This is a genomic window from Bacillus sp. EB600 (assembly GCF_024494385.1).
GTDB lineage: Bacteria > Bacillota > Bacilli > Bacillales > Cytobacillaceae > JAEVLT01.
This window is the reverse complement of sequence record NZ_JAEVLT010000015.1, coordinates 42312-55060: the sequence shown is the minus strand read 5'-3', so window position 1 is coordinate 55060 and position 12749 is coordinate 42312. Positions and strand designations below refer to the sequence as shown.

General features: G+C 35.0%; 13 protein-coding genes and 1 riboswitch. Of the genes, 4 read left to right on the top strand and 9 right to left on the bottom strand.

Annotation, left to right across the window (positions count from 1 at the left end):
* Positions 1-4 precede the first annotated feature (4 nt).
* A riboswitch (TPP riboswitch) is annotated at positions 5-113 on the bottom strand.
* Positions 114-307: 194 nt separating this feature from the next.
* From JN080_RS15975 to JN080_RS15965, 3 genes are all read left to right on the top strand, one after another.
* Positions 308-1135 (top strand): 5'-nucleotidase, lipoprotein e(P4) family, encoded by an 828-nt coding sequence (locus tag JN080_RS15975; RefSeq protein ID WP_375141670.1) that lies wholly within the window; start codon positions 308-310, stop codon positions 1133-1135.
* A 291-nt stretch (positions 1136-1426) separates the two neighbouring features.
* A complete protein-coding gene (locus tag JN080_RS15970) occupies positions 1427-2314 on the top strand; it encodes a permease (RefSeq protein ID WP_375141673.1) in 888 nt (295 codons plus the stop codon).
* Between the two features lie 13 nt (positions 2315-2327).
* A complete protein-coding gene (locus tag JN080_RS15965) occupies positions 2328-3194 on the top strand; it encodes a TIGR03943 family putative permease subunit (protein WP_256236991.1) in 867 nt (288 codons plus the stop codon).
* Positions 3195-3293: 99 nt separating this feature from the next.
* Here JN080_RS15965 and JN080_RS15960 read toward each other — a convergent pair whose 3' ends face one another.
* The 4 genes from JN080_RS15960 to JN080_RS15945 form a co-directional block, all read right to left on the bottom strand.
* The gene (locus JN080_RS15960; RefSeq protein ID WP_256236990.1) at positions 3294-3662 is read right to left on the bottom strand and encodes a cytochrome-c oxidase; all 369 of its coding nucleotides are present in this window, start codon (positions 3660-3662) and stop codon (positions 3294-3296) included.
* A 142-nt stretch (positions 3663-3804) separates the two neighbouring features.
* Entirely contained in the window at positions 3805-5061 is a 1257-nt protein-coding gene (locus JN080_RS15955) for a DUF445 domain-containing protein (protein WP_256236989.1), read from the bottom strand.
* Between the two features lie 271 nt (positions 5062-5332).
* Positions 5333-5827, bottom strand: a complete 495-nt coding sequence (locus tag JN080_RS15950) for a DUF3939 domain-containing protein (protein ID WP_256236988.1) — start codon at positions 5825-5827, stop codon at positions 5333-5335.
* A 180-nt stretch (positions 5828-6007) separates the two neighbouring features.
* Positions 6008-6436: a HesB/YadR/YfhF family protein gene (locus JN080_RS15945; RefSeq protein WP_256236987.1), complete on the bottom strand. Its 429-nt coding sequence runs from the start codon at positions 6434-6436 to the stop codon at positions 6008-6010.
* 146 nt (positions 6437-6582) lie between these two features.
* Here JN080_RS15945 and JN080_RS15940 point away from each other — a divergent pair, with 146 nt between their 5' ends.
* Positions 6583-6924, top strand: a complete 342-nt coding sequence (locus JN080_RS15940; RefSeq protein WP_256236986.1) for a hypothetical protein — start codon at positions 6583-6585, stop codon at positions 6922-6924.
* A 160-nt stretch (positions 6925-7084) separates the two neighbouring features.
* Here JN080_RS15940 and JN080_RS15935 read toward each other — a convergent pair whose 3' ends face one another.
* The 5 genes from JN080_RS15935 to JN080_RS15915 all read right to left on the bottom strand — a co-directional run bounded on the left by JN080_RS15935 (position 7085) and on the right by JN080_RS15915 (position 12496).
* The gene (locus JN080_RS15935; protein ID WP_256236985.1) at positions 7085-8449 is read right to left on the bottom strand and encodes a hemolysin family protein; all 1365 of its coding nucleotides are present in this window, start codon (positions 8447-8449) and stop codon (positions 7085-7087) included.
* A 59-nt stretch (positions 8450-8508) separates the two neighbouring features.
* On the bottom strand, positions 8509-8940 hold the full coding sequence (locus JN080_RS15930) for a MerR family transcriptional regulator (protein ID WP_256237047.1): 432 nt from the start codon (positions 8938-8940) through the stop codon (positions 8509-8511).
* Between the two features lie 221 nt (positions 8941-9161).
* Complete coding sequence (locus JN080_RS15925) at positions 9162-10469, bottom strand: hemolysin family protein (protein ID WP_256236984.1); 1308 nt, start codon at positions 10467-10469, stop codon at positions 9162-9164.
* A 205-nt stretch (positions 10470-10674) separates the two neighbouring features.
* A complete protein-coding gene (locus JN080_RS15920) occupies positions 10675-11229 on the bottom strand; it encodes a GNAT family N-acetyltransferase (RefSeq protein WP_256236983.1) in 555 nt (184 codons plus the stop codon).
* Positions 11230-11347: 118 nt separating this feature from the next.
* Entirely contained in the window at positions 11348-12496 is a 1149-nt protein-coding gene (locus JN080_RS15915; RefSeq protein WP_256236982.1) for a histidine kinase N-terminal domain-containing protein, read from the bottom strand.
* Positions 12497-12749: the final 253 nt, after the last annotated feature.

Here is a 12749-nt window from a genome sequence, read left to right as displayed (position 1 = left end):
CATTAAAATCTGTCTTCCACTTCCCTACGCTGGTATGATCCAGGTCAGGTTCATAGAGTCCCGAAGTAATACTTCAATCTCAGCCCTTTAAAAAGGCACCCCTAGCGGATAAGCGTATTTAGTTAAATTGATTACAAAGTTAATACTAGCACCTTGCATAAAATTGTCAATAATAATAATGGGGAATTTGAAAAAATCACGTAAGGATCCGATGTAAACAAAGCATTACAGATACGTTAACTGATAGTATCATTTAGATAAAAATATTATCTTTGTTGCATACTAACCTTGAATCCATGAAGGAGGTTTGTATGTTATGAAAAAAATATCAGGATTTCTATTTATCTCCACTCTTTCATTTTTACTATCTAGTGTGAATGCTCAGGCAGAGCAGTCTGTCGCCCCATCAGCTCAACGTCAGGATCCAAATACGATGTCAGTGCTTTGGTTTCAAACATCAGGTGAAGTGAGGGCGTTGTATTACCAAGGATATACGATTGGAAAAATGAGATTGAATCAGATTTTAGCAAAGGATCCAAAAAATAAAGTTTTGCAACCCGCAATCGTCCTCGACATTGATGAAACAATCCTAGATAATAGTCCATGTTTTGCATTAAATGTTCAAACAGGAAAAGCCTTCCCTGAGAATTGGGATGAATGGGTCAATCAAGCAAGTGCAAAGGCGCTTCCAGGTGCAGTTGAATTTTTAAAATATGCTAATTTGAAGGGTGCAGAGATCTATTACATATCGAATCGGAATGAGGGTCAAAAGGCAGCGACAATCCGGAACTTAAAACAAGTTGGAGCACCTATGGCAGATGAAGACCATGTTTTATTACAGCAAAAAGGCGAAAATGGAAAAGAATCACGACGGAAGCTAGTAGCTAGAACGCATGATATCGTTTTATTATTTGGGGATAACCTTGGAGATTTCAATGGTTTTGATGAATTATCTGCATCGGAACGAATCACTAATGCAGAAAGACACAAAAATGAATTTGGTAAGAAGCTAATTGTTTTTCCAAATCCAATGTACGGTGATTGGGAAGCAGCCATTTATAACCATGATTACAGTAAGACAGATTTAGAAAAAGCAAAATTAAGAAATAAAAGCCTGCGGCCATTTCGGCCATAAAGAAAGAACTCGAACTGGTGCAAATATCTGCGGTGGTTTTTTCTAAGCAAGTAAACGCAGCTCCTGTTGTAAAGGGGCCGCTTTTTTCCTCTTTCAACATAATAAATATGATATTTTTTGAGATTTGTTAATACTTTTGTCACAACAATTGTGTATTATGTATTTAAGAGGAAAAAGGGGAATACTTCTACTATTTTAGTTATCTACCACTTAAGGAAAATGAAAACATATCTATTTCCTGTTAAATCTGATAGGATAGAGTTTGTTTTTTAAATAAACCTATTGTGTTTTATCACAGGAGGAACTTCCATGGATCGTTTATTACAATTAAATACGATTTTTATAAGTATTATCATAGAAGCTATCCCTTTTATTGTCATCGGGGCTTTTGTTTCGGCACTAATTGAAGTTTTCGTTTCTGAAAATACACTGCTTCGAATTATGCCTAAAAATCGATTTTTATCTGTTATTACTGCTAGTTTAATAGGTGTATTATTTCCAGGTTGTGAATGTGGGATTGTTCCGATTACGGCTCGTTTAGTGAAAAAGGGGATGCCTTTATCTTCCGCTATTTCTTTCATGCTTTCGGGTCCTATTATCAATCCGATTGTATTATTCGCAACATTTATCGCTTTTGGTGAGAGCTGGACGATGGTTTGGTACCGTGCAGGTTTGGCTATTGGTGTCTCAGTGGCAACGGGGATTGTACTTTCTTTTGTTATTAAAGACAATCAATTAAAAATAAATAATGATGAGCATGTTCACAGCCATTCTCATCAAAATACCAAGCAAAAATTAATTAGTGTTATTACCCATACCATTGACGAATTTTTTAATATGGGTAAGTTTGTGGTGATGGGTTCATTAATTGCTTCTGCTATGCAGGTTTATGTTCCAACAAGGATTCTGACAACACTAGGCGGTACCCATGTAACGGCTGTTTTGGTTATGATGGCTTTGGCTTTTATCTTATCGATTTGTTCGGAAGCTGATGCTTTTGTAGCGTCTTCTTTTCGTAATTTTTCCCCCCAAACTTCAATCGTTTCTTTCTTAGTGTTTGGTGCTATGGTAGATATTAAAAACTTACTAATGATGTTTGGCTCCTTTAAACCAAAATTTGTTGTTCTATTAGTTTCGTTAATTTCATCATTTGTATTCATTGGCTCACTTTTATTGTAAAGGATGTGGGATGATGTACAGAGTCCTTATTTTGATACTTACTACAAACTTGTTTTTTATGCTGCACACCACAGGAAACATTGCAAAATATATAAACGTAAAATACTCATTCCTATCGTACAGTATGATCTACATTTTATTCTTTCTAACAATTGTGGAAGGAATTAAATTATACTTTTCTGGTGAAAAAAAAGAGAAACAACATGATTGTGATTGTAACCACAATCAGGACCATGAGCACGGAAAAAACAAACTATCAACTGGAAAAAAGATAAAGAAATACTTGGCTTACACGGTAGTGTTAATACCTGCTATATCAGGTGTTGTTTTACCCGTTGCTACTCTTGACTCCCAGTTAGTGGATGCGAAGGGGTTTTCATTTCCCACATTAGAAGACGGAAATGATCAGTACGGGACGCACCAAGTTCTAAATCCTGATATGAGTAAATTTATGAACCAAGCTGATTTTCATGATTTAGTCAATAAAGAGTCTAAATCTTATGTTAAAAAAAATATTACTTTAACAGATCAAGACTTTTTAGTAGGGTTAGAAGTTATGTATAATTATTCAGGGGATTTTGCAGGGAAAACTCTTACCATGCAAGGATTTTCTTACAATGGCCCTGGATTACAAGCCAACCAACTATTTTTACTTCGATTTGGGATCATTCACTGTGTTGCAGACTCTGGAGCCTTTGGATTAATGATTCAATTCCCAAATAATATTCATATCCCAAATGATCAGTGGTATCAGGTAACAGGAACAATGGATACAGTCTATTATCCACAGATGAAAACAAAAATTCCTGTATTAAAAGTGACAAGCTACAAAATCATTAGCAAACCGAAAGACCCTTATGTTTACAGAAACAGTTTGTAATAATCACATAGATAATGACCGAGCTCATTGTGGGATAGAAAAGACTGTCTTGAAAATACAAGACAGTCTTTTCTAGTAGGATAAGGTAAAATTAGGTCATTAAGCGGATTTTACATTTTTGAAAATATTAATTGCGAAAAGGATGATAGCAAGAACAACTAAAACACCACCGATTGCTACAAATATGTGTGCCCACGCAACTCCGAATATCAATAAGGCAAGGGCAATCATCATTATAGGGAGTCCAATATTGTGCAGCCAGAAGTGAAGCTTAGCCAATGTCGTTTCTGCAGCACTTGGAAATGCAACATAAATTAAACCAGCAAGCGCCAATGACATCCAGCCCAAAAGATTAATGTGGACATGGACCGAGGTTAATGTGAACTTTTCTGCCATCGACATATACATGCCAATTAATACCCCAATGACGAAATAAACAACCGAAATCTTAATCAACTTAACACCCATCATACTACCTCCTTTTTTTAAAAAAAAATTACTACAGTACTAAATATGTGGATGTCTATAAAAAAAGAACAGCCTTTTAAAGGGACAAGCAGTGATTTATTAAATATAAAAGCTGACTTGATTTGATCAAGTCAGCCTTGTTCTAAAACAATGTTCTTATTCCGACTAAGACAAGTCCAATAAAAAACCCGCAGATCGCTCCATTTACGCGAATCCACTGAAGGTCTTTCCCAATACTTGTTTCAAGCATTTCAATTAGTGTTTTGTCATCCAGTTTGTCAAGATTTTCTTCGACCAATGTTCCGATTTTTGAATGGTTCTTTTCAACTAGCTTATAAGACTGCATTTGCAGCCAATTTTCGATTTGATTCAGTTTGTCTGAATCATTTTTAAGATGACTCAATGAATTAATTAGGAAAGGAAGAATATAATTATCATAAAAACCAGGCAGTAAGACAAAGTCTAAAGCCTTTTGCTTTAAGTTGGTAAGAAATTCAAGTATTTTGTTCTCTGGCTGCCACTCATTTACAAGCTCTGTTATCCACCCATTTAATTCTCCAATGAACTTTTCGTCTGTTTTTAAACTTTGCAGTTTTGTTTGAATGTTCCAAAGTAATGTAAGTCTATTTTGATTGGAAGGTTCACGGAAGCTGCTTACCCCTTTTTGGATAAGCGACTGAATAATATTCCCTAGTTTTTCTTCGTTTACAAGGCTGCTAAATGATTTTAATGCAAACTGCATAATACCATCAGCCTTAATGTTTTCAATGGCATCAACAGCCATTTTACCAAGTCTATTCTTGGTGCTATCTTGATTAGCCCATTGATCAATTTCATCTAAAAGATAGTCTAACGCTTTTTCATCGTATCTTCGCTCTGAAATTTGATCAACAGCCTTTGACAAAACTGATTTTAGATCAAGTGCTTGTAATTGTTTTTTTAATTCTTGTTCAATCAGAGGAACAAGTTGATTTAGATTAATGGATTGAATGGCTCTTTGAATCAATCTAATGCTGGTATTCTTAACTGCTTCTGAGTGTACTTCCTTTTCGATTAGAGGAAGCAACACCTGTGTAAATTGAACAGTACTTATTTTTTCTTTTATGCTTTCCTTTGTCAGCCAATCATTCTCTAACATCGAGGTGATTTTCTTTGTAATTTTGGTCCGATTCTTTGGTAAAAGGGCAGTATGCGGAATTGGAATACCTAAGGGATGCCGAAAGAGAGCGGTCACCGCAAACCAATCGGCTAAACCACCGACTAATCCTGCTTCAAATCCACCTTGCAGAATGATTCCCCAAAGTGAATCCTGAATTGGCATAGTGCCGACAAATCCGAATGCCATGATAGCAAGAGAAATGGTAGCTAAGTACTGCGAATTATTGGAGCGCTTTAACATGTTTGTTCCTCATCCTTTATTATAGTCTATATCTATTATCTCAATTTGGTTAAGAAATGCAATTTTTCTTAAATAGAACAAATAATTATTATAGATAATTTCATAAAAAAGGTCTATATTTTTTGACGTTGGGGTTAATCGGAATTAAGGGTGCAAGTCGTGTCAGTTGAAGGAGAAAAAGGGGGACCGGTCCCTTAAGTAGCGATAGAATTGTGACCGGTAAAAGAGGAGTGTACTATAAAATTTATAGGCTATTTCAAAGTTTGGACACTTATCTTTTAGTAGCCTTTGAACTTGGGTTGACATGTGTCACCATTCCATCTAAATCAGTCAAATAAAATTGAGTTTGCGGCTGAATTTTAAGAAGTTGCTTTTGATTTAATTCGAAATAATTAATTCTTCGCAGCGGGTCAAATGAGAGAATAGGGAACTCATTATATTCCTTCAGATATTGATCAACAGCCTTCTGAACGAGATCCATTTCAAATGCGATGATTTTTTCATTTTCTGTAAATAAATCATATGTTTCTTTTGACATATAATATTTTTCTGACGGCAGACCGCCAAGGATATGAGCAAGTTGATTAAAATCAATCTCATTTTCTTCGTTGACAAGAATTGTCCGATAAACACCTTTTGGCAATCGTTCTGTAAAGGTTCTTATTGCATTTCGAACTTGATCTATTGATATATCGATAATAGGATAGCTTTTTGACTTTGCTGATTTGGAAACTTTTTTCTGCTTAAAATAATGAAGTATCTTCATAAATAAACGGTCAAACCTCCATTCTCATATAAACTAAGCAATCGATCAATGAAGTTGTGCCGGAACATAGAAGTATTATATTATTATAGCATATTTAATTTATTACTTGCAATATTCAGAAAGTTGATAGCGATAAAAAAGGCATCCATCATAAAACTAAAATGGATGCTTTTGGGTATCTTAAATCATCATAGGCTCTTTAAAGGTAATTTGTAATTCATCTGTAGCATTAATAGATAAACAGGTTTCAGTATCGCTAAAAAACCATGCATCCGTTTCTTCGAAATAGAAGGTAACGCCATTGACCTCTTGTTTATATTCTGCATTTGTCGGCGTTTCAGCTGAAAATCCAATGCTGTATCCTTGATGCTTCTGTCCAAAACCAGCGTACTGTGGAAACATTCGAATGCTGAATGGTTTGCTAAACTCAAACTCTTTTGTAAACCATGCAAAAGCTCTTTCATCAATTGAAATTTTCATATTTACACCAACCTTTTCAAATGGTTTATAATGCCAAAAATAGGAACGGAAATTATAATTTCTTAAAAAAAATGCCCCTGTACATACAGTGTAAAGGTTTTCAAATGATTTGCATGTAACAATCTTCACATTAAACCTTGCTTTATGGACTTGTTAAAAAAAGTTCAAATATTTACTAGAACTTTTTCTGTTTTCATAAGTGTTCTTTATTTGTAACATATTAAAGTTATAAACGGTGTTATGATTAAATGAATATGTCTAAAGGAGTTTTGAAAATGGACGCAAAGCTTGAGGAATTATCTGATAACGTTACTGATATAAAAAATTTAATTCATACATTTAACCGTACTCTAGAAAATATTGAACATAGACTTGATCGATTAGAGAAAGTTGATAGCATCGAACACCGTGTCGCTGTTAATCAAATTGATTTATCAGATATAAAAGAAGCACTTGTCAGGATTGAAGGTGTTCAATCTGCAATTGAAAAAGAAGTACAAGGAATAAACCAGCAAGAAAATAAAGAGGAAATCAAATATATCAATCGCCGACTTGATTCACATCTGGTTAAACTAGCAAAAGCAGAAGAAGAAATTATTATGTTAAAAACAAAATAGAAAAGCGGAAGCGCAGCTAGACAGAAGACAAAGTTTAAACTGCTAGTTTTTATCTTTACAGCAAAAGCAAAGACCATTTCCTTAAGGAAGTGGTCTTTGCTTTATCATAACCGAAAAAGCTTTACTAACTGCTGCTAGAATAGGGCTGTTCAGTGGTCACTTAGACGGGCGCTTCTGCTTTTCCCTCTGGCCCCGGGATAGGAACGTTTTGAATGCCTTCCTCACCAGGCTTCATAGCTTTACGAATTTCGATGTACTTAATATGATGTTCATCCATCTCGATGATTTTAAATGTGTAAGAATCATGCGAGATCGTGTTTCCTTCTTTTGCTTCGTAATCTTCAGTCAAGATCCAACCGCCAATTGTATCAATGTCTTCATCATCAATTTCGGTCCCAAGTAAATCATTCACTTCACTAACAAGCACTTTTGAGTCTACGATGTAATGATTTTCTTTTACTTTCTGGATCATTGGAATTTCGTCCATATCGAATTCATCCCGGATTTCTCCGACAATTTCTTCAAGAATGTCTTCTACAGTGACAAGACCTGATGTTCCGCCATATTCGTCCATTAATACGGCCATATGGACTCGATCCTTTTGCATTTTTACAAGTAAATCATGAATCGGTATGGTTTCAATTACTCTAATGATCGGGCGGGTGAACTTTTCTAATGTTTGTGAAGATAACTTCTCATTCCCAATTAGAGCAGTCATGATTTCTTTAATATTGACAAGCCCGATAATATGGTCCTTGTCACCATCAATAATAGGATACCTTGTAAACTTTTCCTCCTGTAACACTTGTAGAAATGTTTCAAGCGTATCATTCTTTGAGAGAGAGATGATTTCTGTTCTCGGTACCATAATTTCTTTGGCAATACGGTTGTCAAATTCAAATATTTTATTCACATACTTAAACTCGGATTGGTTAATTTCGCCACTTTTAAAGCTTTCAGATAGGATAATTCGAAGTTCTTCTTCTGTATGAGCAAGTTCATTTTCGGAAACAGGCTTTAAACCGAAAATACTAGTAGTAATCCGTGCAGACCCGTTCAGAATCCAAATAAACGGATACATGATCTTATAAAAGAGGATGAGCGGCCGGACAACAATCAGGGTGATGCTTTCCGCTTTTTGAATAGCTAATGTCTTAGGAGCTAATTCTCCTATCACCACATGAATAAATGTAATAGCCGCAAAGGCAATTCCAATCGCTAATATATGTGTCATGCTTGCAGGAATATGGATTCCTTCAAAAAGCGGGCGAAGGAGCTGCTCGATTGTTGATTCTCCCAACCACCCTAATCCAAGAGCCGTTATTGTAATTCCCAGCTGACAAGCAGATAGGTACTCATCCAAATTTGATATGACTTTTTTGGCTGATAAAGCTTTTGTGTTTCCTTCTTCGATTAATTGGTCAATTCTTGAACTTCTAATCCTAATAATCGCAAATTCAGATGCGACAAAAAAGGCTGTCAAAGCAATTAAAATGGCTATAATAACCAAGTTAAATATGTCCAAATAAGTCCCTTAGCTCGTGTTTGCACGAGTAAGGAGTCCACCTCCCAGTAAAGCAATAACTAACTCGTTAAATTCAAAAGGGATTTCATTAGTGCTGTGCCTTGTAAAGTAAGAGTGTTTGAACACTTTTCTTTCTGCTGCTCATCCAGTGCTTGAATTAAAGGTAGGAGAACAGATAAATCATTGTATAATTGTTTCATTTGTTGCGTCACTACACTTATTTGTTCTTCCACTTCTGAATCGCGAATTTTTTTTGCTTTTTTCAATTCTAGTTTTCTTTTAATCTCTTCTAATGGGTAATGAAGTCTTTTGCATTCTTCAATAAATTTCAAATCTTTAAGTGAATCATCGGTATATATTCGATAATTCGCTTTCGAACGTTCTGCTTTTAATAATCCTATCGATGTATAATAGTCGATCGTTCTTTTTGAAACCAGTGCCATGTCTGCTAGTTCCCCGATGCGATAAACTGCCCCATTATACCACCTCAACAATATAAAATTAACAATAATTATAAAGAATATAAAGCATACAGTCAAACGTTATAGTTTAGTTATGGGTTATTACCAACATTTTATGGGGAACAATAAGTAATATGCCTAATTTTTCAATAAATAGCGTCCCCTTGGGAGGAGACGCGGTGAAGCAGTTATTTTGGCTAAGGAAACAATTTCAGTTGGCGAAGACGTGCCAGTTTTTTAGTCGGCGTTTTTTACTTCTCTTCCGCTTTTATAATTTTTACTTCAATATACATGATATGGTGTCCTTCGTTTTCTTTAATTTCAAAGGAATACCCTTCTTGTTCAATCGTGTCGCCTTTTTGGATGTCAAATTTCTGTCCTAAAAACCATCCACCGATTGTATCGAGTTCATCCTCCTCAATGGTTGTACCTAAAAGATCATTTACCTCTTCAATGAGTACTTTCCCATCTAGTATGTAATGGCCTTCTCCTTTTTTCTGGATAAGTGGAAGCTCGTCTACATCAAATTCATCACGGATTTCGCCGACAATCTCCTCGAGAATATCTTCAACCGTAACGAGACCAGCAGTACCTCCGTATTCATCAGACAAAACTGCCATATGAGAGCGGCTTTTTTGCAGCTTGACTAATAGCTCCTGAATGGGAATGGTTTCAATCACGTGCATGACGGGTTTTATATAAGGAACCAATGGATTATCTTCCACACACTTTTGTTCAATACAATCCGTTAATACCTCTTTAATATTTACAATCCCTAAAATATTGTCTTTATCACCATCAATCACTGGATATCTAGTGTATCCTTCCTCCTTAATAGTATCGAGAATTTCTTTCATGGTTGAATCTTTTGCAAAGGTAATCATTTCTGTCCGCGGCACCATTATTTCCTTCGCAATTCGATTGTCAAATTCAAAAATTTTATTGACATATCGATATTCTGACTGATTGATCTCCCCGCTTTTATAGCTTTCAGAGAGGATCATTCGGAGTTCTTCCTCCGAAAGAACGACTTCTTGTCCTGAGATCGGATGTAATCCAAACAGTCCCGTTACGAATCTTGCTGATCGATTAAGTATCCAAATAAATGGGTACATAATTCGATGAAATAAGATTAGGGGTGGTGCGAAACTCAAGATGATACTTTCCGATTTTTGAATAGCAAATGTTTTTGGGGCCAATTCTCCAAGGACAACATTAAAAAAAGTAATCAGTAAAAAGGCCAGGATAAAAGAAAGAACTTGCTCAACTGATAATGGCATATCAATTTTCGCAAAAATTGGATCTAATATTTTTCGAATCGTTGGCTCACCAAGCCAGCCAAGAATTAAAGAAGTAATGGTAATCCCTACCTGAGTGGCTGATAAATATCCGTCTAAATTAGATATTACCTTTTTGGCCGATTCCGCTTTCGCATTACCTTCAGAAAGTAATTGATCAATTCTAGTCGTACGAACTTTGATCATGGCAAATTCAGATGTAACGAAAAACGCGGTAAAAGCGATAAGTATTCCGATTATTAGTAAATTCATTAGGACCATTTGACACCTTACAGATGTAAGGCTGTCACCTCCACGTACAGTTTTCTCTATTTTGTATTATGACCTTACTTTCCATTTCCTACTTAACTATGTAATTTTTAAGCTAAGGGAAGAAATGAAAAAAGCCGCCAATTTGGCTAGCAAGTGGTGAATAGTGCTCATTACAAATTAATTTTATCGCTGTTCATTTGAAAAATCAAAAATATCATTGATGTGAAAACCTGAGCCAATCTCGAGCAAGCATGCTGTATATATATAGATCATGGTAATGCCCTAACAAATTTTCTCCCTCTCTAATTTTTCCTTCCTTAACAAAACCTAGTCTTTCAGGAATAGCCCGACTTTTATTATTATTTTCTCCACAGCGGATTTCAACTCGATTTAAACCTAAATCCATAAACGCGTAATTTAGGATCGATTGAACAGTTCTCGTCATAATCCCTCGTCCCTCTGCCTTTTTGGCAAGAAAATAACCAACACTTGTTAGCTTATTGTGCCAATCAATTTGGTGTAAACCAATTGATCCGACGAGTTCTCCTCTATAAATAATCCCAACATTAAATCCATTGTTTTCAGCGAATTGTCGAAGCCAAATGGAAATAATGGAATCGTAGTGAAAGGGAGTTGTCATATTTTCTACCCAAGGAAGCCATTCACGCAAATGTTCACGATTTTCTTCAACTAGCTGATAAAGCTTTGTTGAATCCTGTGGTTGGAATAATTGAAGTTCAATTTCCTGATCTACCTTTAATGTAAACATAGCTTACTCTCCCAAACATGAATTTAACTGCCTAATTTAATCTATGTAGAAACTTGCTAACTTGGAAGATTGGTCAAACAAAAAAAGATAAAACCAAACGTAACTAAAGAGTTCGGTTTTATCTTCCATGTAATTCTTCAAGTTGGGCAGCTACTGGCAGCTTTATGGTGAAAGTTGTCTTTTTGGGGTTAGAATCACAGCTCAGTTCACCTTTATGCTTTTCAATAATTTCTTTACAGACAAATAAACCAAGTCCTGTTCCAAGCTTTTTAGTTGTAAAGAAAGGCTCAAAAATTGTTTTTCGTAATTCTTCAGGAATCATTGGCCCATTATTGGAAATATCTATATATATATATGCTTTATTATCATGATAACTCTTGATTTCAACTAGAGGATTTAAATTTGGTTGGTGTCCAAAAACATCGATTGCGTTAAAAATTATATTAATAAAAACCTGTCTTATTTCATCAGCATATCCATAGAGAGAAGTATCGTCACATAAATCTTTGATGATTTTTACTTTACCATCGAGGATGCTTGGATAAAGAAAGTTTAAAACTTCTTCAATTAACTGATTGAGACTGAAGACTGCTTTTTCCTTTCCAATTAAATCTTTTTTAGACAAGAGCAGGAATTGGGAGATTCGGAAATTTAATTGATCTAATTCGCTGGAAATGATGTCTAAATATTTCATGTCGGGATGGTCAGCTTTAAGTAATTGAATAAAGCCATTTATTGATGTAAGTGGATTGCGGAATTCGTGGATAAAACTAGATGTCATTTGTCCAAGAAGTGTTAATCTATCCTGATGGGTTGAATCAATAAATTGCGTCTTTTCTTTGATGATTTTATTTTGGGCTTCTGCAAAATGTGAAATGGCATAGTACAGGAACTTATCAAAAATGCAGTTGATTTTGTTGATAGCCCCTTGCAAAATGTCCCAATCCAAGCCAACTTTACTTAAGTAACTGAAAAAAATGGTCCTGCCAAGATTAACGTTGTAAACAAATTCCCCCATATTAACGTCCGCTTTTACTCTTTCTTCAGCAATATGAATGGCAAGTTTATGAATCCTTTTCATTAGATCTGTGTTGGATAATGTAAAACAATCAATAACTAAATCAAAAAATTTTTCCCCATTTTTTCTTATTTCTTCTTTATATGGGTCTATTTCAGAGATGATCACTGATTTACCCCATTCTTTTAACAATTCTTCTCTATATTTTTGTAAAAAAAACAATAAATGTGTCTTTGTATCTGCCTGCATTTGTTTTCCTCCTACTAATAATGGCAAACCTTCATGGACAAATTATTCGCTGACAAGCCCACATATCCCTTTTATTATAAGAAAAAATAACACTAATGACATAGGATTATATCTATTTATTGAAAAAATAGGACTAAATTCATACAGAAACAGTGCAAATGAGTGTATTTGCAACAGAATTCCTTATATTTCTACATCAACAAAGAAGCGAATTCAAATTTTTGTCACAATATAGAAGTGACGATAGGTATGA